Genomic DNA, 25,170 nt, shown 5'->3' on the forward strand with positions numbered 1-25,170 from the left:
ACGCGCGTACATTTTCTCATGTGTTGTAACCGTTGTCAATGCTTTTAACATAAAAAAAAGGATGGAAATCTGTATGAACAGATTCCCCATCCTGCACTTGTCATGTATAGTTGATGTCTTGTTCCATAGCTCCTACTCTAGCACATGGGATTAAAGTGTTATGGCGCAGAAACAAGCGAGCTTTAGGCATGGCTAGATTAGGTCGTCACACCGTTATCCACCGCCGATTGACTGTATTCAGCCTGCTCCAGCATGGTCACCTGACTCGACACGCGATCCGAAGGTTCTGGGGTGGATTGAAGCTGCCTTACTTTATGCAACACTTCCTTATTAGGGAGGAAATGCTGGGAACGAATGAAACGGATCGTTTTGGTTTTGGCACGCATGACGATGGAATCGGTCTCTGCCCGGTCATCTGCAAGGTAACGCACACCGCCAAGAATCTCACCGGGAGTCACACCTGTTGCTGCAAAAATAACATCTTCCGTGCCGATCATATCCTGCATCGTTAATACTTTATAGGGATTGTCGATTCCCATCTGCAAGCAGCGCTGGAATTCGTCTGCATTGGCAGGCATCAGGCGACCTTGAATCTCGCCCCCCAGGCAGGACAGTGCTGCGGCAGCAAGCACCCCTTCCGGCGCCCCGCCTGATCCGACATACAGATCAATTCCCGCCTCCGGGAAGGCTGGTGCCATCGCGCCAGCAACATCGCCATCACTGAGAAACTTGATACGTACACCAACTTTGCGCAGCGTTTTGATTGTACTCTCATGCCGGACCCGGTCCAGAATCATAACGGTCAGATCCGAGATATTTTTGTTCAATGCGGCAGCTGCCTTCTCCAATGTCACCTCAACCGGGTCTTCAATACTGACCTTACCCACCAGAGCCGGACCTACAGCCAGCTTCTCCATATACATATCCGGTGCGTGGAGCAGGTTGCCTTTTCCCGCCACTGCAATAACCGATAAAGCGTTGTTCAGACCCTTGGCTACAATCTCTGTACCTTCCAATGGATCTACTGCCACATCCACCTCGGGCCCCTCAGCGTTACCAACTTGCTCGCCGATATACAACATGGGTGCTTCATCCATTTCTCCTTCACCGATAACCACCGTGCCGCGAATGGACACGGAATCGAACATGGCGCGCATAGCCAAAGTAGCCGCTTCATCTGCACTGTTCTTGTCGCCCCGCCCCATCCAGGGTGCTGAAGCTAACGCAGCCAATTCTGTTACTCGGACAATTTCCAACGCCAGTTCGCGTTCCATTTTCCCACTTCCTTTCCAATTTCCCAAAGCATACATTGAAAGCGGTACTAAATCCATCGCAAATCCATATGAAATTGATCTAAAATAGGCGCAGCGGCCTCGTTTTGGGGAATATATCCTTTTTATTGCAGTTCCTCAAATGAACAAAATCACTTCCCTTTAAGCAAGCGTTTCTTTAGATCTATTTGATCAAATAACGCCTTCTTATAAGATCCAAATTACCTTTTATCCCTCAAAATTCCATATTAATGATGTTAAGCTTGAAAGAAGAAATAATTATCGCATTAACTTCATTAAACAACATAAATAAAACACTGAAATAGCATTTATAGAGGACAAACCCTCCCTTATCGCCTTGCATCGAAAACGATTTAAAAAAGAGAAATCAGACCAGCTATACAGCTAATATAACCTTATTAAAGTAATCGTAAATGGTGACTTTCCCTTCCGAATTTCGTACTAAAACCCTCAGAAACTCCGCCAATATCACCTCTTAAACGTAATTAGCCATATAGATACAGCTTATGGAGGCCATCAAAAATAATAAGTTTACATAATATTTATTACGTTAAAAAAGATTCGCTTTTTCGATGTTTTCTTTCAAAAGGTCGATTTGCTTACCATCTTTATGTTTGACATACACATGATCAGGTTGTCGATCCAAACTTTTGCCAATGACCAGTAATTGATGCCCACCTTCAATTGAAAACATGCGGATATATAGTCCTGATCCTTCATCTTCATAAGCGTATGCTGCAAAATCATCCCATCCTAGTTGATCTCCGTTCTCAGCAAAGGCCTGCAGTTCATTCATTGAGATAGACGGTTTAAGTTCAAGCTCCCCCTGAAGAGTCTGGAAGCTCGTGAGCAACAGCACAACAAGTAAAAGTAAGAAAATGCGGGATGCACTCCAAAGGGACATGTAAGCCCTCCTAATCGTTTTAGAGATAAAACGCTATACTTATCTCCATAACATTCATTCTATTATAATAAATCCCTGTAACTACTTCATTGCAATAATGGTACTCAGAATTATTCGACTAGGTTAGATGGACATTGTCCATTTATCCTTAGACAACAAAGACCGGGCGAAGCAGAGATATACTCCAGTACCCGGTCTTCTTTACGCCGTTATTCAACTAAATCTAGTTCATGCCCTTCTTCTCTCTTCGTTGTAAAAGAACATGGGGATGTCCAGGTTTCTCCAGCTTTTCGTACGGCTCGAAGAATTCCTCCATACCCGGTACATCGGCACAAATTGCCACACAATCCTGTTTCGATCTGTTCCTGAGTAGGCTGAGGATGACGATCCAGCAGCGCTTTGGTGGAAATCACCATCCCCGGGGTACAGTAACCACACTGGAATCCGCCTTCTTCTATAAAAGCCTGTTGAATCGGATGCAGACTGCCTGCCTCGTCACCATGCAAGCCCTCAATCGTTGTTATCTCACGGCCTGCACATTGATACGCCATAACTAGACAAGAATTAATCGGTTCTCCATCCATCAGCACCATACATGCACCGCAGCGGCCAACTTCGCAGGATACTTTCGTTCCGGTTAGATTCAGATGAGTCCGCAGCACATCGACAAGGCGAGTCGTCTGGGCAATGTGCAAATGTTTCTCTTCGCCATTCACGAGCGCTGTCCAGTTGTTGCCCAGAGGTTCACTCATGCTGGACTCACCCCTTCCTGTAGTGGTACATCCAGTGGTTTCATCAATTCTTCTCGCGTAACGGGCAGACGGTTCACCCATACACCTGTAGCCTGATGAATTGCCGCTGTTATCGCCGGGGCAAGTGCTACGGAACCGATCTCCCCAATTCCCCTCGGCCCAAATGAATCCCCTTCGGGCAGGTCTTCAATCGCCTCCACCTCCAGGTTGGTATGAATATCTCGAATGGTTGGGATCAGATACGTATCCAGATTGGTTGTTACATATCGGCTGTCTTGCATAACCGCATCCTCGGTTAATGTAAATCCAAGCGCCATCACACTGCCACCCTCAATCTGCCCGATGAAGCCCATGGGATTAATAACAGGGCCTGCAGCAACCACATGACGTGTATCCAGCAATTTGGCTTCTCCGGTTAACGTGTTCACTTCTACCTCTGCAGCAACCGCGGCGTACGTATACAAATAATGTCCGCCAACCACATTGTCCGGCGTAGTCGGATATTCGAAATGAGTATCAAAAATCCATTCATCGGCTTCACCCTGCTTCACCAGATCCTCATAAGAAACAACAACTCCGGATGTCAGCGCCGCATCATTCGCAATGTTATTCGCAGTATCCAGTGCCTCTGTGATCCCACTCATCCGTTCATCCGTGTCTCCGATTATTACCGGGGACATAGCTATTGTCTCGCCTGTAACTTCTGTAGGCAGCTGCCCTCTGCGCCATACACCGCCAGGCCCTGTCACCAGCTCATCTGCCGGGATAGATGACAATACGGATGCTACTTCCAAGAGTCTGGAACGAAATGGGGTCTGTAATCGCTGAAGTGCCATCCAGGCCATCGTTGTCGAACGCGAAGCGGTACTTGAACCGCTATGCGGGACCCGATCTGTATCCCCGATGATAATGCTCAGATCCGAAGTGCTGCACTGGAACAGATCACATAGCATGATTTCGAGAGTTGCAATAAGACCCTGACCGAATTCTTCGTAACTGAATGCCACTTCAATTTTGCCTTCTGGATTCAGGGATAGACGTCCACCCGCCGGATCGGGAATGCCGTAACCGAGTCCGGCACCGTGCATGGCAATAGCCGCCCCTACACCCCGTTTAATCCAGGGAAGCAGGGAAGGGTATGCCGGTGGATGCTGATGTTTTTGCCATAATTCAGAGCGATCCATGGCCTCCCATACTTGCGACAATCCATCTGTGACCAATATCCGTTGATTCAACGGTCCTGGATCTTCCTTTTGCCTCATATTACGTCTACGAAACTCCCATGGGTCCATCTGCATGATCTCGGCGAGTCGATCCATCTGGCCTTCCATTGCAAAGATGGCCTGATTGCCGCCAAATCCACGAAACTCCCCCGACACACCATTATTCGTATAAACCGAGATGCCCTCCACATCCACATGGGGAATGGAGTAAGGTCCAAGGCAGTGCTCTGTGCAAAAATTCAAAACAGGGGCCCCCAGTGTGGCATATGCTCCAGTGTCAGCTGTAATGCGAACCCGGTGAGCCTGAAGGATGCCTTCACGGCTGATCCCGGTCTGCATTTCAATTTTCATCGGGTGCCGCTTCAAGCCTGCACGCACGGATTCTTTGCGTGAATTGTGCATCTTCACCGGGCGTCCACACCTCAGAGCCAGAAGCGAACCGTAAGGCTGTACATTCAGTTCATCTTTACCGCCAAATGAACCACCAATAGGAGACGAGATAACCCGTATATCCTCTTCGGGACAGCCTATAATACGCGCAAGTTGCATCCGATCCTTGTACCCATGTTGTGTGGCCGCATACACATGAAGTCTTCCTTCTTCATCAGGAACAAACAACCCGCCCTCCGTTTCCATATAGGCATGCATCTGGCGTGGCGTATAATAGGTTTCCGTCACGACATGTTCGCATGTAGCGAAGGCTTCTTCGACACTCCCTCGTTTGATTTCAGTGCGATGCAGTACATTGCCCGGTCCATGTTCATGTAGCTCTGGCGCGCCAGGGGCCAATGCAGCCTCTGTGCTGTCCAGCGGGGTCCATTCCTGATACTCTACCCGAATCGCATCCAGAGCAAGTGCCGCACGTTCGGGTGAATCCGCAGCAACCGCAGCAATGGCATCCCCGACATAACGTACAACGTCCTCGCAAAATACAGGCTGATCCGGAGTAGCAATGCCAAATCGATTCAAGCCCGGTATATCCTTGGATGTCAGAACGGCAAATACACCTTCCATGGCCTCAGCAGCGGTAATATCTATAGACAATATGCGTGCATAGGGGTATGAGCTTCGCAGCACCCTTCCGTATAACATTCCGGGCAAGGTCATGTCTGTCAGATATTGAAGCTGTCCTGTCACTTTGCCTATCCCATCTGGGCGCAGATGCCAGCGTTTTCCACTACGTTCCCGATTCAGCAGCATGATCTCTCCCCCTTTTTTCTTTCAGAAAGCTTTTAGCTCCGCTTTTCCAGGTTATTTCTGCCCGCTCCGTTTTCGTGTAAATGTTTAGTTCAATTTACATAGGCTTAGGCTTCGCCTCTTCAGAGAGACATTGATCGCCTAGGAGTAAAGTGCTTCCCAGAGTCCAGCCCCAAGCATATTGCCGGCTGTCTGCTTGCGGTACCGTTCCGTAGCGAATGCATCTCCGTAAGTCAAGAATTCCGAAGCTGCCGAGGTTCCCAGAGCTGCCACCTGCATTGCGGAGATCTCACCACTACGGAGTAACCGTTCCGACTCCGGAAGCCTCATCGCCATACCTGAACCTCCCCCAGCGGCTATCGCAACGTTCTTCCAACGTCCATCTGCGCCAACTTCGCCGTGAAAAGCAATCGTCACGAGCGACGCAGTGAATGTCTCCCGCCGACCCAGTTTGCGGTAAAATGAAATCTCTCGTGCAACAGGGATCGGTTGGCTATCAATATCAACCCGAGATGCATTCTTCATCGGGATATGAATGGCGATTAACACATCATTCGGGTTGCGACTGCCGTCAGTTCCTCCACTCAACCAGGCAGACAAGCTGCGAGTCTCCATGCCCTGATCCGTCATCCAGTGCAGCTGTGCGTCGTATACTAGCAGCGCCGGGATGGTGTCCCCTACACCTGATACAATATTTCCCCCAATCGTTGCCACATTGCGAATAGAGGGGGCAGCTATGGTATGCACCGCTTCTTGCAGTAACGGTAGTTGTTGAATCAATGTGTTTGTCGCACATGGATTCAACCGGGTCAGTGCACCGATCACCAGTTGATCTCCATCAAACTGTACTCCGCTCGTATTCGGAAGACGTGCAAGGCTAATCATGTGTTCAGGTGTAGGAACTAGGCCTCCTTCCCACTGGGTTCTCAGCAATGTTCCGCCTGCCGCGAAACCATACGTTCCCTTCAGCCTGTTCTTCAAATCCTGAAGTTCTTCCAAGTCTTCAGGCTGCCATACTGTTGGCATCGCTCCCGAGCCATATGCTGGCATAACCATCGTTCCATCCCCTTTCTCTTTCTTGAATCTGCGGGGCGTTGGCAGTGACCGGATGATCCAAATAATTCTTCAAATCATATGGGACTACAGATATAACGTCAATTACCTTCACATGCTTTTGGATAAATGTATAAATTAGCTAATCAATTTGTGCCTCATGCATGATCTAATCTCAGAAAGCTAACACAAAACATTTCATTCTACATATAGAAGCAGAGTAGGAAACTGGAATTTCATTGGAGGACAGTTGAAGTCGTCATATAATGGCCCATCACGATCTCCCTGAGCATGCATAATAGCCGATTGCTCATTTTGAGCAATCGGCTATTATGGGTCACTATAGGAAATTAAAATAACACCTCTTCTGTCTTTCAGTCTTGTTGTTTGGTTCGTGACCACACGACTACGGGAATAAGCAGTAGGGATAGGAACCCTCCAATCAATGAGAGTGTGGAAAAACTGGTTTGTGCTACAATCATACCGGACATCGCACCTCCAGATGCTCCTGCTAAAGCAATCAACACATCCACCTTACCTTGGATCTTCGCACGAACTTGGGGTGGAGTTGCATCGATTATGGCAGCAGTTCCACTGATTAAACCGAAATTCCACCCTAGACCTAGAAGAGTTAATGCTAGAATAAATAACATCAAAGAGTCTCCAGGCGCATAAGCAGCAAGTAATCCTGCCAATAGCAATGTCACACCAGAAGCATAAAACATCACTGTGCGTCCAAGTTTATCGACGAGGATGCCGGTAATCAAAGAAGGCAGATACATAGCAGCAACATGAATACCGATGACAATTCCCACGTCGCTTATTCCATGTCCGTGATGATTCATATGAACAGGAGTCATTATCATAATGGCAACCATGACAATCTGAGTAAGAATCATGACTGTTGAGCCAATGATGATACCACGTTTTTGGACGCTTGGTATCATTTTCTCCGATTTTTCTGTGCCATTAAGCCTTTCTTTTACTAATTTAGCCTCCGCAATTGCCTTGGCAACGAAGAATGGATCAGGTCGCAGAAAAATGAGTAATACCAAACCAGCTACAATATATGCGACTGCCGCCAGCATGAACGGTCCTGACAATGCTGGAGCACCCACGGAAGTAGCAAATCTCCCCATTGCATTTACTAGGTTTGGACCGGCAACCGCACCGAACGTAGTGAAAAGCATAGCCATGCTTATCGCTTTTGCTCGTTCCGTTGGCAATGCCAGATCTGTACCAGCATAACGTGCTTGCATGTTTGTGGCAGTACCTCCACCATAGACCAACAATGAAATAAAGAGTAGCGGCAGATTATTGAATATAGCGGCGAGCACAACACCAATCGCGCCCATCCCACCTGCCAGAAATCCTGTGGCCAAGCCTATTCTACGGCCTTTATGTTGAGATAGGCGACCAACAAGTAGAGCTGCTGCGGCAGAACCTAACGTAAATAGTGATGTTGGAATTCCGGCATAACGGTCCGTTCCTAGCATCTCCTGAGCAAGTAGTGCTCCCACAGTGATGCCCGCAGCTAACCCTGCACCACCAAATATTTGAGATACGATGACAATCCCCATTGTTCTTTTATGTAGTTGAAGTTGCTTCTCGGGGGATACTACATATTCCTGAGTTGCCTTAAAGAGGCGCTCATTCTTTGTTTGATTCTGAATCATTTTTATTGACATACAAGTACACCTCTTTTAACTTATCTCATGGATTGAATAGAAATTTTCTTAGTTTTTAAAGCAGATCTGACCCTTGGTGTCTACTATTATTATAAAAGAGTATGATGCGCCTACAATCCCAGAACAGTGGGATATTGCTACTGGGAGAAGGCACTTTTATGAAATCAGCATCAGAAAAAAGAAGAACATCTTAGAAGAAAATCTTCCTACTAAAGATGTCTCCAACTCAATTATGTGGCATACCCTTTCTATCAGAACCGAGTTGAATCCTCGGGCTTACGGAGTGTTACCAGTCAGCTACGAGGTGAATTGGCTCTTACCTCGACAGGACTTTCACCGGAAAGTTGTGTCTAGCTTGGCTAGGCATGCAAAAACAAAGAGGCCAACCAGATGGTCTGGCTGACCTCTTTACATCGAGAAATGATACACAAGGAATCGCTCCTTCTGCCGTGATCTTCATTCATCTTTTCCCATTCACATATTTCAGTATGCGCTCCAACTCCGGTTCGGTATCGGCATCCCAAAAGCTAACATCTGATAAGAGTACATGGGTGCCCGAGTACTTGATATTACGCATAATCTTGCGTGCGCCTTCGTCTCCACTTAGCGACAAAAGAGGCCCCAGCATATGCTCACGAAAAGCCACAGGAGGTTTACCCCCTTCACCATCTGTAGCCGCTGCATAATCACACAGCTTGTTGGCAGCTAACGCCTCAGCAACCTTGTTGATATCATGAGCTTGCAATAAGGGCTGATCTGCCAAAATCATCATCACGCCATCTGGCTCGTATTCCATAGCCGACAGAAGGCCACAGTGGAGAGACATCGCCATACCATAAGAATAATCGGTACAGACTGCAATCCGAAGTCTCGTTTGTTTATCACATCTATACGATGCCGTATTAAGCCGTGCCGAGGGTATCCATGCCAATGAATCCTCTGGTTTAACCACACAGATGATTTGTTCCAAATCGGAATTCAAGGCAGCTTCCAATGCCCAGGCAGCCAAACACCTGCCATCAGGCATCCTAACAGACAGTTTATCCCGTCCCAGTCGGCTGCTCTTACCTGCCGCGAGCACTATGCCCGTCAGTCGCATGTGCAATCCCCCTCTGTGGATTGCAGCTCTTTGCAGCTCCCGTACGTCTGCAAGCGATCAGCTCAGCCACAATGCTGATTGCAATCTCTTCGGGTCCATCAGCCCCTATGGTCAAACCGACAGGCGAATGCACGTGTTCAAAAGGAGGCAGGCCATTCAGCAAACGTGCTGTCCGTGTTCTGGAGCCCATAATACCCAAATATGAATAGGTTCTATCACCAAGTAATTCAAGGAACTCCCGTTCTCTTGGAAATTGATGACTCATGAGTACGATATAATCCCCACTTTTGATCTCCAGAACGGACATGATCTCACGAGGGAAACCAAGCACAAGCTCCGCTCCCGGGAAACGCATCGCTGTACACAACGATTCTCTCCAATCCCCCACAACTACACGGAACCCTGCTGCTCTGCTCAGACTGGCTACAGGAATAACATCGTTTCCCGCTCCAATGATAATCAAACGGGGTTTCGGCGGGTATATCGACGTAATCTGTAAAGGGATACCCCAGCCATTGGGTTCAGCTAAAGCCTCTCTGTCTCTGGTAAGACCATTCTTCCTGGGGTCATTCACGGCATTCGAGGATTCAAGAAAATGTGCAGGAATCACCAATGAAAGGTGAGACTTTTCCACCGGGTCCTTGGATATTTCAACCACTTTGGTTTCAATCGCTTTTTCTATACGACCCACCTTACTCGCTCCCCCATCCTTCGTAACCAGGGAAGGACGCGAGGATGCCTGACCGCCAGCATGATCTGACAGCTTCATTTCATATTGAATACTTGTATAACGATGCTGAAACGAACGAGTTAGTTCCACAGCTGATCCAGACTGAAAACAGGAATGCATCTCCGACAAAATGGATCTGAGCTTACCGCAGACAGGCTCAAGCAGTATAACGATTAGCCCACCACAGCCAATCGTTTCGCCCCAGGACAGGTCATCTTCCGGACGCATATCATATTCAACGAGCTGCAGCTCTTCCGTATCCAGCACATGATCCACCCGTACCTGCAGATCACTCTCCAGACATCCTGGACTAATACTGCCATACATGACACCTTCATCGGTCAAAAGCATAGAGACCCCCTGCTTGCGGTAAGCATGACCCTCTACCTTGACCGCTGTCGCAAGTACACAGCGCTTTTCACGGGCTGCAATTGCACACAGATCATGCATTTCCATAATTGTCTCCACCTTTCAAGAATCAGTATGCGAAGATATGAGTCAAGACATTTCCGTGAGGAGCAAATCCCGGATCTCTGCTCCGGCAAGTGCCGGGATTGGTTTTATGGATTAGACGCGATCAGATTCGTTTCATTAATCTTGCAATACTTTTATCCGATTCGCGTAGTACGATGCCACGGTCAATCGTTTGAATCTTGCGGTTTTTGAGTACAATGCTTCCATCAATAATGACTGTATCCACGCAGCTGCGTGTTGCCGAATAAACTACGCGAGAATACACATCGGTCTCATAAGAGGGATACGTATGGAAATCTTCCAAGTCCAGCAGCACCATATCTGCTTTTTTGCCCACTTCCAGACTGCCGATCTCCTTGGACATTCCGAGCACTTCTGCACCGCCCATCGTTGCCATGCGAAGCACGGTTCGCGCATCCATTACGGTTGGGCCATGAGGAACCTTTTGAATTAGGGCCGTCAGGCGCATCTCCTGGAACATATCCAGATTGTTGTTGCACGGAGCACCATCAGCACCGATCCCTACCGCAATCTGGCGGTTCAGTAGATCAGGGATATCCGCTATACCGGAGGAAAGCTTCATATTCGATCCCGGACAATGGGTAACTTTGACGCCTCGCTTGCGAATAATCTCCTTCTCTTCCTCACTCAGCCACACACAGTGGGCCAATACCAGTCTTGGGGTAGCCAGACCGATATGATCCAGATAAACGATGTTGCGCATCCCGTGCTCATGCTCGACCAGTTCAATCTCCCCGCGATTCTCGGAAGCATGGGTGTGCACTTTCACATGGTACTTATTGGAGAGATCGCGTACCTCGACCAGCAATTCCTCGGTGCACGATACGACGAAACGTGGACAGAAGGCATATTGAATGCGACCGCCGCCAAATCCGTTCCATTTCTCCAACAAATCCACACTCTGTTGCAGCGAAGTTGCTGTATTTTCTCGCAGTGGTTCAGGAACTTCATCTCCATGATCCATCATCACTTTGCCGGAAATAATCCGAATGCCACTCTGTGCCATCGCCTGGAAAGCCGAATCGGTGTGATGCACCGTCTCCATATCCAAAATCGTTGTCGTGCCACTGGAGATCAATTCGCCCAAGCCGAGCATCGCCGAGTAATAGACAGATTCCTCATCATGCGCTGCCTCAAGCGGCCAAATCCGTTGGCGGAGCCAATCCATCAATTCCAGATCATCCGCACGTCCGCGGAAGAGGGTCTGACACAGATGAATATGTGTCTGGATAAACCCAGGCAGCAGTACTTTGCCCCGAGCATCAATCACCTGATCTGCCTGAACGTCGACATGCTCTGCAATCTCTTTGATTTTGTTATCCTCGATCAGTAGATCTCCCGTAAATACGTCCTCTTCTGCATTCATCGTGACGAGCTGTGCGCCTTTCAACAGGATCGTTCCCATGATAATCTCCCCTATCCGTATCTATATAATTTCAGCTAAAGCATATTTACACTGGCCACTATGATGACAGAACAACCTTCATCTTTATATCATTGTGATCCCCAGATTTCTCAGCCCACTCCGTCAGGAACGCTACCATCCGATAGCCATGCCATCACCTCTGGGATCTGCTGCACCGCTGATCATGCCATCTTCACGGATAACAATGCCTTGCGACTGTCCCATAATCCCGTCCCACGGCGCTCTGGCTTCGACGTTATGCCCCCATTGGGCAAGTGTTTCACATACGTCGTCATGGTAGCGGTTCTCTACTCGCATCGTGTCACCCTCTTCTCCCCAGGTACGCCCGTACACCCAACGTGGCAGGCTGATCGCTTCCTGTATGTTCAGACCGTAGTCCAGAACACCTGTCAGAACCGATAACTGTGTCTGAGGCTGCCCCTCTCCTCCTTGCGTACCTACGAGCATATAAGGTTTTCCATTACGTGTGACGAGGCCTGGCATAAGTGTGTGAAAAGAGCGTTTATTCGGCTCCAGTACATTGGCATCCTTCGGATCTAGTGAGAAAAAGGACCCCCGGTTCTGCATAATCACACCCGTATCCCCGGGCACGTAGGCTGCCCCAAAATCAAAGTATAGACTTTGAATGAACGATACGGCATTTCCTTCATTGTCCACAACCGCAGCATAGGCTGTATCCTGACCCATCGTTTTGGATAGAAAAGGCTGAGCAACAGGTGGGGCCGATTGGATCTCATTCCACAATTCATCTCCGTAAAACTTGGATAACAGCTGGTCCAGAGGAATATCCCTGAAATCCGGGTCTGTGAGATAGCGGTCACGATCACGAAAAGCCTTTTTCACCACCTCAGCCATCAGATGATAGAACTCGGGTGACGTACGTGCAACGGAGGACAGATCAACATGCTCCAGCATATTTAACATCATCAGCATTGAGAACCCTTGCGAATTAGGCGGCATCTGGTGAACTTGATAACCACGGTAGTCGGTGCTAACCGGCTTCACCCATTCCCCCTTGTGACCCGCAAAGTCCATTGGTGCAAGCATGCCCCCGTCCTCTCGAATAGCCGAAGTTAGGCGATCCGCCAGTTCTCCTGTATAAAAAACATCCCGCCCCCCCGTCTGGATCAGACGAATGGAGGCGGCGAGTTCAGGCTGTAACAGCAGCTCACCTTCCTGCAAAAGTGTACCAAAAGGGGCAAATACCGCTCGCAGCGGTGTATGCCCCATAATGAAATCTTCATCCCGTTCCAGCCACAGGCGCAGGTTACGGGATACAGGGCATCCCTTTTCCGCATACTGTGCTGCCGGTTCAAGCAACTGTTCCCACGTCAACCTGCCATAGCTGGACCAGACCTCCCACCACGCATCTACCATTCCCGGAACGGTAATGGCACTCAGCACACCCCGCTGTGGAATGGTACTCATGCCCATCGCTTTGAATGTATCGGCATGAATTCCCGCAGCTGAACGACCACTTCCGTTATAGGCGGTAATGTCTCCGCTGGCTCCATCGTAGATGAGGAAAAAGGCATCGCCACCAAGACCCGTCATGTGGGGGTACACTACACCGAGTGCAGCACTAATCGCAACAGCCGCATCATAGGCGTTGCCTCCCTGCTGGAGAATCGAGCTTCCAACAGCACTCGCTAGGTAATGCGGGGAGGTGACCATCACTTCCCTGGATATCGGCATCTGGTTCAGCATAAGGCTTCCTCCTTTCCTGCATAGACGTCCAGCGCCGCTTGTACTGCTTCACCTGCCGGCAATGTGTAGCGATGACGCAACAGTACGGCTTCCAGGGCACCGAGTACATGCAGTACATTTTTGCGCTGACAGCTGAATCCCATCGTACCAATACGCCAAATTTTGCCCTTCAAGGGTCCGAACGAGCTGGCAATCTCAATACTGAAAACATCCAGTAGCATATTTCGCACCGATTCACCGTCTATGCCTTCCGGAATTTCGATACAAGTCACTACCGGAAGTTTGCTGGACATATCTCCATACAGTTGGAGTCCCATACCCTGAATTCCAGCCACCAACGCACGCTCGTTCACCCGATGTCTCTGGAAACGGGCGTCCAGCCCTTCCTGGAGCAGAATACGAAGCCCCTCGTAGAGACCATAGAGCATGGAGGTGGCTTCCGTGTGGTGGTTCAACCGCGCTGAACTCCAGTAATCCTGCAACTGGCTCAGGTCAAAATAATTACTTGCAATGGTACGACCTTCAGCCCGAGCGCTTGTGGCATCCCGAAGTCCACGTTCAACCGTTTTGCGGCTCATCAGTTTCTTCTCCACACGGCTGTTGTACGTCAGCGGCGCCATCCCGGATGGAACGGATAAACACTTCTGTGTTCCACCCATCACTGCATCCAAGTGCCAAGCATCTGTCTCGACAGGCGTACCGCCAATCGTAGCGACCGCATCAACGACGAGTAAAATATCCAGTTCACGGCAGGCTTTGCCAATCTCGGTGAGAGGCTGCATTTGCCCTGTTGATGTCTCACCATGGACCATCGCGACCAGACTCGGCTTATGCGCATGAATGGCCTTGATCACCTCTTCCGGATCAAATACCGTTCCCCATTTGGTTTCAAAAAAGACAACCTCGGCACCACAACGCTCCGATATTTCCACCAGCAAATGTCCAAATCGTCCGTATATCGGAACGAGTACCTTGTCACCCGGCTGGATCAGACTAACCAACACTGCTTCGATTCCTGAGCGGGAGGTGCCATCAATTGGATAACACCACTCATTATCCGTCATGTATAGTTCACGCAGCATCACCATCGTTTCATTCATAAGGGAAGTGAACTCCGGATCAAACTGGCCCAGTATGGGGAAGGATAATGCCCTCAGAACTCTGGGGTCGACTTCAACGGGCCCCGGTGTCATGATCGTCCGCAGGGACGGGGACAATTCTTTATAGTTGGACATCTTCACTCAACTCCCGTAACCGTATTTATAGAGTAGCTGAACCAGAACCCGGAAACCTCGTATCAGGTCCTCCTCAGCGGTATATTCAAGAGGATTATGGCTAATCCCTTTCTGACTTGGCACAAAGATCATGGCCGTTGGACAAACCGGCTGAAAAATCTGCGAATCATGTCCTGCCCCACTGGACATAGACCAATAGGATAATTGTTCTCGTTCACAGATGTATTGAATATCTGATATGATCTGTTCATTCATCGGAGTGGGTGTAACGGATAGATGTTCTTCCCAATTCAGTCCGAGTTGCTGCTCGGCTGCAATACGACTAAAAGCCTGAAGCATATCCTGCCAGCAGCGTTCAATGCTTTCCTGCCGGATGTGCCGGATATCCAGCGAGAATACAGCTTGTGATGCGACAACGTTCCCAACACCCGGATCTGCCGTTAACCGTCCGACAGTGGCTACGAGCGGTTCACCTGCTTCCAACGCGATGCTTCTTACGGCTGTAATCATCTCGGCTGCACCTGCAAGTGCATCCTTGCGCCAGGACATCGGCGTAGTCCCCGCATGATTCGCTTCGCCACTTACGGAAATGCTGAATCGTTTCTGTCCTACAATATCCGAAACAATACCTATCGAGTGGCCGAGCCGTTCAAGCACCTGGCCCTGCTCGATATGAAGTTCGATAAAGGCCCCGTACGTTTGTGAGGCCGTTCTGTAGGAGCTATCTGGGCCGAAACCTGCCTCATGGATTGCCTGCGCAAAGGTAATTCCATCTTGATCCTTCAAGTACTGAACTTCTTCCAGCCCAGTTACGCCAGTTATACTCCGTGATCCCCAATATGCAAAGGGAAATCGACTGCCTTCTTCTTCGCTGAGCGACACCACTTGGAGCGTACGCTTCGGCGCCCCGAAATGCTTTTGCAAATATGCCAGAGCGAGCACTCCAGCAACTACCCCATAGGCGCCATCATACTTTCCGCCATACACAACAGAATCAATATGAGACCCGGTTACAATCGGCAGTGCTTCAATGCCTGCTGCCGAATCCGCGGCCTTCAACGTGCCATACAAATTACCCGACTGGTCGAATTCTGGAGCCAGCCCGTTCTCCTGCATTTTGGCAGCGAGTGCATGCTGCGCCTCGCACCATGCTTGGTCATACAGTAGACGTGTCACGCCTCCCTGAGCATCTCTTCCATATGCAGATAGCCAGTCGAGCATGCCTAGAAGCTCCACCTGCTCCAACTGGGGCAAAGGAATAATCGAATCTTCCATCCCGGATGGCATGTGTATTCCAAACTCTGTCATGTTGTTCCCTCCGTTCCATCTATCGCAACGGGAAGAGATACGCTGGAAGCAATAAATTTCCCTCCAGGTTTAGGAGTTAATCCCGCTTCCCTGCTGTATACGCGTCCGCCCCGACACAATACCTCCTTGATGCTACATCCAAACGTCCGTCCCACATAGGGACTCTGTTTATGCGTGTAAAGCAGGTCCTCCATGCTCAAGGTTGTACTCTTCTCCCAATCAATCAACACCAGATCTGCATCCTTGCCGATGGCGATCTCTCCTTTGCTCTCCAACCCAAGCCGCTTCGCAGGTTGCAGAGCCAGAACTCTTCCCAGCAACGGAAGGGATACTTCGCGTTGGATATGCCCCTCTTCCAGCATGATCAAGAGTGTACTTTGTGCTCCTGAAATCCCACCCCAGATTTCGAAGAAATGATCGGATTGTTTCATCGAGGGCGGACAGGGCGAATGGTCGGAAGCGATAACATCAATTAATCCTGACGTCAGCGCTTCCCATAACTTCTCTTGCTCAGCAGAGTTACGCAGTGGTGGCGCGCATTTGGCGACAGCCCCTAGACGAACAACATCCTCATCTGTCAGCGTTAGATAATGAGGACAGGTTTCCGAGGTTACATCCTGCCCACGACCTTTCGCCTCTGCGATCAGATCGAGTGCTTCCCTTGTGCTGATATGAACAAAATGAAGCGCACATCCCGTCTGCTTCCCATAGTGAAGCGCCTGGGCAACGGCCGTTACTTCAGCTTCTGCTGGACGTGACTTCACATAATCCATAGGCCCTGTTCTTCCCTCGGCTATAGCTTTGGCAGCAAGTTCAGCAACCAGTGCCTCGTCTTCTGCGTGAAGTGCCAGTACACGGTTTAGCTTGGCAATCTCGTACATGCCATCCAGAAGTGTATTGTCATCTGCTCTGGCGAAAATATCTTCCCCTTCTCCGCCCGGTTCGGACATAAATGCCTTGAATCCGGCAGCACCCAAATTGGCTAACGGCGCAAGCTCAGCCTGATTGCCAGGGACAAGCCCTCCCCAAAATGCATAATCGACATAAGATTGACCTTCTGCCGCTTTCATTTTTAGATCCCATGCATCCGGTCTTGTCGTTGGAGGAACGCCGTTAAGCGGCATATCGACATAGGTCGTAATTCCTCCAGCAGCCAGTGATGACGATCCCGACTGGAATCCCTCCCAGCGTGCGAGTCCGGGCTCATTGAAATGAACATGAATGTCCACCACTCCCGGCATCACGGTAAGCCCTGCTGCTTCTATCACTTCTGTCGTTTCATCCTCTACCAGATGAGTAGACAAAGCGGTTATTTTTTCACCTGTAATACCAATATCAAGTTCCGCCACACGATCTCTCAACACTACCCGGGCCCCCCGGATGATCGTATCAAATCTTGTCATATGGATGACCCTCCCCTGCATCAGAACCGGATTCGTGCATGTTCAGCTTCCCCGGTATGTACTGTAACCTCCTGGAGCAATTAATAAAGGAATGTGATAATGGCTTGAAGCGTCGGATACGGCAAAACGAATCGGCACAACCGTCCACAACGCCTGCCCCAATTCTTCAAGAGATCGTTGTGCGTAATAACCCTCGACATGGAATTGAAGCTCGTAAACGGCCTGCTCAAGCTTTCCGCTGTCCAGCAACGGGGCATCCAGACGCCCATCCGTATTCGTCACGGATTCGGCAACCTTTACCTTACTATCCTGCTCTCCGTCCTTGTTAAGAAGATAGAGTTCAATCCGAACTCCCGCGGCTGGAACCCCTTTCGATGTATCCAGTACATGCGTGGTAATTCGTCCTCCCGCCATCGCCGTCAAACCGCCTTCATGACCACTCTGCACCAGCCACTGTTCCAATCGAATGGAAGCAATCTTGAATACTTCATTAAGGGCAGTCTGGAATTCTTCTTCCCTGCCTCCCCGATTGCGCATCCGCATCGATTCCAGGATGGACTGGGTTGTGTGCCCTTTCACTGCCAATATAAAAGGAAAACCGAATTGGCTCGTATATTCCTTGTTTATTGTATTGAGTTCGTTGTATAACTCTGGCGAGAGTGCATCGAGTCCAGCGCCAGCTTGTTCTTGCACAGAGTTGCTACTCATGCTGATCCGTGCCCCGAGATCCGGATGGTTGCGAAGCAGTTGCAGCTTCACCTTGTCATCCGTTAGCTGAACTACATTTTTCATCACATTCATCATCTGTTCAAATGACTCAAACGGCCGGAAAAGACAGGAACGCTCGGCTACCCATGGTGATTCCTCGAATAATCCGCCAAACGTATGCACGAACTGCGTAGTAGACCAGTTGTTCACAAGTTTAATGAAGTCGCTCATGTTAGAACCTCCGGTCTTCTGTAGATTGTTGTTCTTCATTTTAAGTGTCGATCTATACTGCGGCAACGATATTTACGCAAATTTGTGATATAACATAACATCAGTGATATGATTTGTTAGCAATGCACGGGATTTGATCCACAAGATGTAATAAAACATCAAAAAAAACCGCAATTCCTTAGAGGAAATACGGTTTTTGTTGATCAGCGCAATGTATGGTTATGATGCACAACACATGTTCAGGTGACAGTTATGGCTAGTGTAAATATTCTTTAACGGTTTATAAAAAAGCGACCTTGCCGCCTCCAGCCTCAGGTTAGTAACGCTGTCCTTGAGGTTTTGCCACTGTTTTGTCTCGCACAAACTTGCGGAAGGTGAACACCAGTTTTAATTTTAGCAAATCATTGGTCTTCTTAAAATCCATTTGCAGCAGGCTTCCGATTTTCTCCATACGATACGTGACGGTGTTCCGGTGTACAAACAGCTGCTTGGCAGCCTCGTTGATGAGCCCATCATTCTCTATGAAGGATTCCAAAGTGTTCATCAGTACCTGACTGGGATCACCATCTCTTGCCAGCAAAGGCTCCAGCACTTTGTTACAGTAATTCTCCATGATATGATCAGGAACATGTTGGAACACGTAAGCAAATTCGAGCATTTCGAACTGAAGGGCACGATCCTTCACCCCGAATTGTCGGGCCAGTTGACGTGTATCCAGACATTCCTGATATGCCTCCCGTAACGACTTTGGCTCATGTTTCATCTTGCTAATCCAGAACCGCGGTGCGGGTGCGCCCTTAGCTTCCTGTGCGGCGAGCACATCACCGAACCGATTCAGCAGAAAACCCGACAACTCCTCTCCATAATCCCTTCCCGTTGGACAGGTATAGATAGACAGGATGCCATCTTCGATCTGAAAATGTTGCGAGGCTGTGAATTGCATAAGCGGATTATATTGCAACTCGCGGTGAATCTGTTTTAGCAATTTCCCTTCTGCAAAGGCAGACGGCTCCAATGTAATCATCACACATTGATAGGTTCCCTGGAACAGGTGAATCCCTTTATTTTCACTCCGATCGATCAGTTCCTCCACAGTCATTTTATGATCCAAGTACTGTGCGAGGAGGGTACGCATCTCATCTTGAACCGTTGGATTGATGTGCTCTCGATACGTCATATCCATATAGAACGCAAGAACATCCGCAGCCTGCTGAAACAATTCTTCCTCTGCTCTTAGTGACAAAGCCGATTCTGTAAAAACAAGCAACGAGCCATATTCTTCATCATTTTGCTTGATAGGAACACGATGACAGCTGCCCTGATTCCATTTCACACGGTGCATGACTGATTTCCAAGGCCAGCCCTGCACTACAGCATCTCCGTTAATGCCTTCGCTACCATAGAGTACATGCCCACGAGAACCAATCACAGCAAGCGGGTAATTCAATACGATTGCAAGTTCCGCAAATACATTGCGGTGCTGTTGCTGATGCAGTGCAAACTGCATCAATTTCTTCTGTTTTTGCACAACCTCATGCAGCAAACGATTGCTGCGTTCGTGTTCAGCCTTGAACAATGCATTCATCTGATCGGAAAAGGTAAACTGGAAAGGAAGCTCAAGCAAGGGTAGCCGCAACCGATCTGCTTCTTCAATGATTCCTTGAGGGATGGACTGCCAGAAGCGGCCCAACTTGATGCCCAGTCCCGCACAACCACGTTCATTCAAGCGGCGCATCAAACGAAGTGCATCCGTTTCATTGTCTTTCATAATAAATGCAGTTGTGAATAGCAGTTCTCCAGATTTGATCCAATCTGCAATATCAGGAGCGTCCATGACGTTCACGGATTTCATCATCCGTGAAGTCCCTTCACCACCTGCAACCAGTCTAGCCTCAGACAATGGGTATACCTGTAAAGCCTCTTTTACCGTAAGTTGCATGGACACTACCTCCCATATATATAACACAAAATGCGGTTTACATTGTCTGTATAAGACATGCACTTGTATAAAACCATTGATTTCATCCATATCTTTACGAAAAACCCTGAATGTTGTTAAGTATTATAACATCATTTCTTTTTCAAAAGCTTACATCAACAAAAATAAAAAAACCTATGACACAATTGCAGCAAAAATTCCGCAACTGGCATAGGTTTCAATTCTGGGTTCATGATGGTTTCTTGGGTTCATGGTGGTGTATTCACGAAGCAAGATATCATATTCCCAATGTTTCATGACTCAGATGTAGTTTCATCCGGGACAATACCTCTTTGATATTCAGCGGTTTGCTGATATAGTCCGATGCTCCTGACACGATACATTTGTCGCGATCTTCTTTCATGGCTTTGGCAGTCAGTGCAATAATGGGAAGCTCTTTGAGATTTAATCTCTCACGGATCTGGCGAGTGGTCTCATATCCATCCAGCTCAGGCATCATGATATCCATCATGATAATATCCGGCTTTGCTTCCTCGCTCTCCAGCATCTCCAGACATTCATATCCGGTTTGAGCGGTGATCACATGCATGCCATATTGCTCAAGTGCATTAGCCAATGCGTATACATTGCGGATATCATCATCCACAACGAGAACTTGGCGCCCATTCAGTAAAGACTCTTCCAGCGGTGTCAACAACATCTCCACATTTGTAACATTCAAGCCTGAGGTACTTGTTATTTCAGGCGAAGTAACGGCGACCTCATTCTGGAACAATCTAGAGGAGTTTATCACTTCAGGCTCTTCTCTTCTCAGCGGGAGGAAAAGGGTGAAGACACTTCCTTGTCCCTCACGGCTTGTTGCCGAGATTGAACCACCCAACAGATTCGCAAGCGATTGAGAAATCGACAATCCAAGTCCAGTGCCGCCGTATTTACGTGCGGTAGCCCCATCTGCCTGTTTGAATGCATCAAAGATCTGCAGTAGTTTGTTGTCTGCAATGCCGATACCGGTATCACTAACCGCGAATGCAATGACGTCCGTCTCTGCCCCCGGTTTTTCAGGATGAGGCAAACTCATCCTGGAGATGGTTAAAGCAACTACTCCTTCATGGGTGAACTTGAATGCGTTTGAGAGCAGATTCCTTAGAATCTGATGTAATCGCATCTCGTCTGAAACAATCGTTTTCGGCAAAGGACTTTGCAGCTGAATACGGAAATCGATTGCTTTTTGCTCAGCCGTTTTCAGAAAATACTGATTCATCGCTTCGGGCAGGCTCTCCAGATAGACATCATCACAATTCACTTCCATCTCCCCGGCTTCCACTTTGGAGAGATCGAGAATGTCGTTAATCAGGTTCAACAGATCCTTGCCTGAGGCATGGATCACTGAAGCATATTTCTGTTCTTCACTGTTTAGGTGCTGATGTTTGTTCTCAGCCAAAATCTCAGACAGAATCAGCATACTGTTCAGCGGAGTACGCAGTTCATGCGACATATTTGCCAGAAACTCGGACTTGTATCCCGAGCTTGTCCGTAACTGATCCGCTACCTCTGCAAGTTCGCTGGCAGAGGTCTCAGCGGCATTTCTCTGTTGTTCCAGACGCTCATTAAGCATATGAAGTTCTTCCGTTTGCATATGCAACTCTTCCGTCTGGGACACCATCTCTTCGGTTTGAACCTGAAGTTTCTCTGACTGTGCCTGCAATTCTTCATTCAGTACCTGAGATTGATTATATAACTCCTGCAATTCCATGCGTGTAGCTGTCGAGTGAAGTGAGACACTGAAAATTTCGATCAGCTCAGTCAGCAATTTCGTGTCTTTGGATGGGAGCTGCTTCATGGAAGCCAGTTCAATTACAGCAATGGTTTTGCTTTCGAATACGACGGGTGCAACCGTGATTGATGCTGCCGACGCGTATCCGAGTCCAGAGGAGATCCGAATATAATTTTGAGGTAAGTCGTTCATCTGCAACATCCGTTTCTCCATTGCACTCTGACCGACCAGTCCTTCACCTGGTGCAAGTGACACTTTCCCGAGCGAACGTTCCTTCTCTCCATCTGCTGCATATGCAGCAACACGAACCAACCGATTATCTTTCATGTAATATAAAACGCCATAAGGAATTTCAAGCAGAATTGCAATCTGGTTCAGGAACAAGCGTGACAACCCTTCAAGATTGGTCGGATTCTGCAGCAAAGTGGCAATATCGGTGATTTGGCCCTTCAATCGATTCTGTTCCTGAACCGTGTCGAGCAACTTATTGGTCTCTTGGCCCAAATCCCCCACTTCATCATGTGTTCGCACATGAATCCGCTGTGTCAGGTTGCCACCTTTGGAAATATCGCTAATCGTCTGCATGACTTCACGCAGCGTTTTGACAATATTTCCGGAAATAATGATGGCTGCGGCAATAGACAATGCAGCAATAATCCCCCACAACGTATACATCACAGTAATCAATGCCGAACTGCGTACAGCAAGCTCGTTAACCCGCGTTTCGGTCAGAGCGACCTCTGTATTGCGGAAATCTGCCAGCTGAGATCTCACCAAATCTATTTCATTTTTTCCCGGATCTGATTGGAAAAACGCAACAACACTCGCTTGATCGCCTTGTTTTTTCAATTCCACCGAAGGTACACCCGCGATTTCAACCCAGCGTGTAATGTGTGTTTTGATGTTTTGCAGACTCTGCTGCTGTGACGGATTATCACTAATTAGTGCATTCAACTGGTCGTAGTTGGACTTCCACTGGGAGAGACCTTGAATATAAGGCTCCAGGTAGCTTTCATTGCCTGTAATCATGAATCCTCGCTGTCCTGTTTCCATGTTCAACACATTTTTTTCAATCGCGTTAGTCAAGTTGTGCACTTCCAGATCATGGTGGCTGATAAAATCATTTTCTTTTTGTAATACATTAATTTGGGCCGATAGAACCAGTAAAACCACACCAAATAAGAGCAAAACGACAAGATAACCCAAAAGAATTTTGGAGCGTATCGTAAATCTTCTCTTTTTAAACAACACGGAAACCTCCAATGAAATAAACAATTCCCTGATCGTATAAATAAAATAGTTGCATCTGTATTTTATATGTATGCGTATAGTCTGACAAGCTTTAGTTCAGCATTTTTCTTAATCCGAATCCGAATGCTCCCGGGTGATAGTTATCAATGAATAAATGCCCTTCGATCTCTGTATTTTGTAGATTAAAAGACGCCCCTGAATTTATGAAAAATGTTGATATGATCATCTGCCCACTCAAAAAAAACGACCTGCATACACAGGTCGTTTCTTCTTAAGTAGTGCGATATGCCCAATGAAGATGAAATTAGGCCTTAGGCGCAATCATCTTGGCAGGATCAACATACTGATCGAATTGCTCTTCCGTAAGCAGGCCGGTCTGCAGTGTTGCTTCCTTCAGAGATAATCCTTCCTTATGCGCGAGCTTGGCAATTTTGGCTGCATTCTCATAACCGATGTGCGGATTGAGTGCAGTAACCAGCATAAGTGAATTATTCAGATTGTGTTTAATCTGACTGAGATTAGGTTCAATACCCACCGCACACTTATCGTTGAAGGCTATGATAGAATCAGCAAGCAACTGAACGGATTGCAGGAAATTATAGATAATAACCGGTTTAAATACATTCAGCTCGAAATTGCCCTGGCTTGCAGCAAAACCAATCGCAGCATCATTCCCCATGACTTGCGTAACCACCATGGTCATGGCTTCGCTCTGAGTAGGATTGACTTTACCCGGCATAATAGAGCTGCCTGGTTCATTTTCGGGAATACGAATCTCGCCCAGACCACTACGTGGACCGCTCGCGAGCCAGCGTACATCATTGGCGATTTTCATCAAGTCAGCTGCAAGCGCTTTAACCGCACCATGTGCGTATACCACTTCATCGTGACTCGTGAGAGCGTGGAATTTGTTTGGAGCCGATACAAAATCCTTACCCGTATGTTTGCCAATTTCCTTGGCTGTATAATCACCAAAGTCCGGGTGTGCATTAATTCCGGTTCCTACAGCCGTGCCGCCAATTGCAAGTTCCTTCATATATTGAACACTGTCTCGAATCATGCGCTCGCTCTTATCAAGCATGGCTTCCCAGCCACTAATTTCCTGTCCCAACGTGATTGGAGTTGCATCCTGAAGATGGGTACGACCAATCTTAATAATGTCCTTGAACGCTGCGGATTTGTCAGCAAAGGTGGCTTTCAGTACCGCAATCGCAGGCAAGAGCTGATCTTCAACCGCAAGTACACCTGCCACATGCAGAGCGGTTGGAAATGTATCGTTGGAGCTCTGGGACATGTTCACATCATCATTCGGGTGAAGACGCTCTTCCTTGTCTTTCTGTTCAAGCAACTGGTTACCCAGATTGGCAATGACCTCGTTTACGTTCATGTTCGACTGTGTTCCGCTACCTGTCTGCCATACGACGAGTGGGAAATGATCGTCAATTCGGCCTGCAATAATCTCATCAGCTGCATAAGCAATGGCATCGGACTTGGCAGCAGATAATTTACCCAATTTATGGTTGCTGGCAGCAGCGCTTTTTTTCAAAATGGCAAGGGCACGTACAACTTCCATCGGCATATGTTCACGGCCAATCGGAAAGTTCTCCTTGCTGCGCTGCGTCTGAGCTCCCCACAGCCTGTCGGCTGGTACTTTCATTTCACCTAACGTATCTCTCTCAATGCGGTATTCCACTTGCTTCTCCTCCTCCAAAAAGATGGTTGGGTCTCTAGAAAATACATATACATTCTTTTCTT

17 protein-coding genes are annotated in these 25,170 nt (G+C 48.2%); all 17 read right to left on the reverse strand.

From position 1 onward, the window contains the following. Positions 1-197: 197 nt before the first annotated feature. Positions 198-1,274, reverse strand: a complete 1,077-nt coding sequence (gene glpX, locus ACR32F_RS17445) for a class II fructose-bisphosphatase (protein WP_440109118.1) — start codon at positions 1,272-1,274, stop codon at positions 198-200. 568 nt (positions 1,275-1,842) lie between these two features. Beyond that, complete coding sequence (locus ACR32F_RS17450) at positions 1,843-2,196, reverse strand: hypothetical protein (protein WP_440109120.1); 354 nt, start codon at positions 2,194-2,196, stop codon at positions 1,843-1,845. Positions 2,197-2,405: 209 nt separating this feature from the next. Continuing rightward, on the reverse strand, positions 2,406-2,948 hold the full coding sequence (locus ACR32F_RS17455; RefSeq protein ID WP_440109122.1) for a (2Fe-2S)-binding protein: 543 nt from the start codon (positions 2,946-2,948) through the stop codon (positions 2,406-2,408). Beyond that, positions 2,945-5,371 carry a molybdopterin cofactor-binding domain-containing protein gene (locus ACR32F_RS17460; RefSeq protein ID WP_440109124.1) on the reverse strand — a complete coding sequence of 809 codons (2,427 nt, stop codon included), beginning with the start codon at positions 5,369-5,371 and terminating at the stop codon, positions 2,945-2,947. Before ACR32F_RS17460 ends, ACR32F_RS17455 begins: the two co-directional genes overlap by 4 nt. Before the next feature lie 138 nt (positions 5,372-5,509). Then, positions 5,510-6,424 (reverse strand): FAD binding domain-containing protein, encoded by a 915-nt coding sequence (locus ACR32F_RS17465; RefSeq protein WP_440109126.1) that lies wholly within the window; start codon positions 6,422-6,424, stop codon positions 5,510-5,512. Positions 6,425-6,795: 371 nt separating this feature from the next. Further along, positions 6,796-8,097 (reverse strand): MFS transporter, encoded by a 1,302-nt coding sequence (locus ACR32F_RS17470; protein WP_440119927.1) that lies wholly within the window; start codon positions 8,095-8,097, stop codon positions 6,796-6,798. A 472-nt stretch (positions 8,098-8,569) separates the two neighbouring features. Next, positions 8,570-9,208 carry a nucleotidyltransferase family protein gene (locus ACR32F_RS17475; RefSeq protein ID WP_440109127.1) on the reverse strand — a complete coding sequence of 213 codons (639 nt, stop codon included), beginning with the start codon at positions 9,206-9,208 and terminating at the stop codon, positions 8,570-8,572. Continuing rightward, positions 9,174-10,394, reverse strand: a complete 1,221-nt coding sequence (locus ACR32F_RS17480; protein ID WP_440109129.1) for an XdhC family protein — start codon at positions 10,392-10,394, stop codon at positions 9,174-9,176. The genes ACR32F_RS17475 and ACR32F_RS17480 overlap by 35 nt, the downstream gene beginning before the upstream one ends. A 121-nt stretch (positions 10,395-10,515) precedes the next feature. After that, entirely contained in the window at positions 10,516-11,838 is a 1,323-nt protein-coding gene (locus ACR32F_RS17485; RefSeq protein WP_440109131.1) for a 5'-deoxyadenosine deaminase, read from the reverse strand. A 132-nt stretch (positions 11,839-11,970) separates the two neighbouring features. After that, positions 11,971-13,566 (reverse strand): gamma-glutamyltransferase, encoded by a 1,596-nt coding sequence (ggt, locus tag ACR32F_RS17490; RefSeq protein ID WP_440109133.1) that lies wholly within the window; start codon positions 13,564-13,566, stop codon positions 11,971-11,973. Further along, complete coding sequence (locus ACR32F_RS17495; protein ID WP_440109135.1) at positions 13,560-14,801, reverse strand: pyridoxal-phosphate-dependent aminotransferase family protein; 1,242 nt, start codon at positions 14,799-14,801, stop codon at positions 13,560-13,562. Before ACR32F_RS17495 ends, ggt begins: the two co-directional genes overlap by 7 nt. 6 nt (positions 14,802-14,807) lie before the next feature. After that, positions 14,808-16,109, reverse strand: a complete 1,302-nt coding sequence (locus ACR32F_RS17500; RefSeq protein WP_440109137.1) for a Zn-dependent hydrolase — start codon at positions 16,107-16,109, stop codon at positions 14,808-14,810. Further along, the gene (allB, locus tag ACR32F_RS17505; protein ID WP_440109139.1) at positions 16,106-17,512 is read right to left on the reverse strand and encodes an allantoinase AllB; all 1,407 of its coding nucleotides are present in this window, start codon (positions 17,510-17,512) and stop codon (positions 16,106-16,108) included. Before allB ends, ACR32F_RS17500 begins: the two co-directional genes overlap by 4 nt. Positions 17,513-17,554: 42 nt before the next feature. Continuing rightward, entirely contained in the window at positions 17,555-18,451 is an 897-nt protein-coding gene (gene uraD, locus ACR32F_RS17510) for a 2-oxo-4-hydroxy-4-carboxy-5-ureidoimidazoline decarboxylase (RefSeq protein WP_440109141.1), read from the reverse strand. A 316-nt stretch (positions 18,452-18,767) separates the two neighbouring features. Continuing rightward, positions 18,768-20,390, reverse strand: a complete 1,623-nt coding sequence (locus tag ACR32F_RS17515) for a PucR family transcriptional regulator (protein ID WP_440109143.1) — start codon at positions 20,388-20,390, stop codon at positions 18,768-18,770. Between the two features lie 277 nt (positions 20,391-20,667). Further along, positions 20,668-23,412, reverse strand: coding sequence for a CHASE3 domain-containing protein (locus ACR32F_RS17520; RefSeq protein ID WP_440109145.1), 2,745 nt, complete (start codon positions 23,410-23,412; stop codon positions 20,668-20,670). A gap of 307 nt (positions 23,413-23,719) precedes the next feature. Continuing rightward, positions 23,720-25,108, reverse strand: coding sequence for a class II fumarate hydratase (gene fumC, locus ACR32F_RS17525; protein WP_440109147.1), 1,389 nt, complete (start codon positions 25,106-25,108; stop codon positions 23,720-23,722). Between the last annotated feature and the right edge of the window lie 62 nt (positions 25,109-25,170).

This window comes from Paenibacillus hebaui (assembly GCF_051934385.1).
In the GTDB taxonomy this organism is placed as follows: Bacteria; Bacillota; Bacilli; order Paenibacillales; family Paenibacillaceae; genus Paenibacillus.

Coding starts and splice junctions, on each gene's coding strand:
- glpX (WP_440109118.1), bottom strand. CDS start 1,274: ATGGAACGCGAACTGGCGTTGGAAATTGTCCGAGTAACAGAATTGGCT.
- ACR32F_RS17450 (WP_440109120.1), bottom strand. CDS start 2,196: ATGTCCCTTTGGAGTGCATCCCGCATTTTCTTACTTTTACTTGTTGTG.
- ACR32F_RS17455 (WP_440109122.1), bottom strand. CDS start 2,948: ATGAGTGAACCTCTGGGCAACAACTGGACAGCGCTCGTGAATGGCGAA.
- ACR32F_RS17460 (WP_440109124.1), bottom strand. CDS start 5,371: ATGCTGCTGAATCGGGAACGTAGTGGAAAACGCTGGCATCTGCGCCCA.
- ACR32F_RS17465 (WP_440109126.1), bottom strand. CDS start 6,424: ATGGTTATGCCAGCATATGGCTCGGGAGCGATGCCAACAGTATGGCAG.
- ACR32F_RS17470 (WP_440119927.1), bottom strand. CDS start 8,097: ATGATTCAGAATCAAACAAAGAATGAGCGCCTCTTTAAGGCAACTCAG.
- ACR32F_RS17475 (WP_440109127.1), bottom strand. CDS start 9,208: ATGCGACTGACGGGCATAGTGCTCGCGGCAGGTAAGAGCAGCCGACTG.
- ACR32F_RS17480 (WP_440109129.1), bottom strand. CDS start 10,394: ATGGAAATGCATGATCTGTGTGCAATTGCAGCCCGTGAAAAGCGCTGT.
- ACR32F_RS17485 (WP_440109131.1), bottom strand. CDS start 11,838: ATGGGAACGATCCTGTTGAAAGGCGCACAGCTCGTCACGATGAATGCA.
- ggt (WP_440109133.1), bottom strand. CDS start 13,566: ATGCTGAACCAGATGCCGATATCCAGGGAAGTGATGGTCACCTCCCCG.
- ACR32F_RS17495 (WP_440109135.1), bottom strand. CDS start 14,801: ATGTCCAACTATAAAGAATTGTCCCCGTCCCTGCGGACGATCATGACA.
- ACR32F_RS17500 (WP_440109137.1), bottom strand. CDS start 16,109: ATGACAGAGTTTGGAATACACATGCCATCCGGGATGGAAGATTCGATT.
- allB (WP_440109139.1), bottom strand. CDS start 17,512: ATGACAAGATTTGATACGATCATCCGGGGGGCCCGGGTAGTGTTGAGA.
- uraD (WP_440109141.1), bottom strand. CDS start 18,451: ATGAGCGACTTCATTAAACTTGTGAACAACTGGTCTACTACGCAGTTC.
- ACR32F_RS17515 (WP_440109143.1), bottom strand. CDS start 20,390: ATGCAACTTACGGTAAAAGAGGCTTTACAGGTATACCCATTGTCTGAG.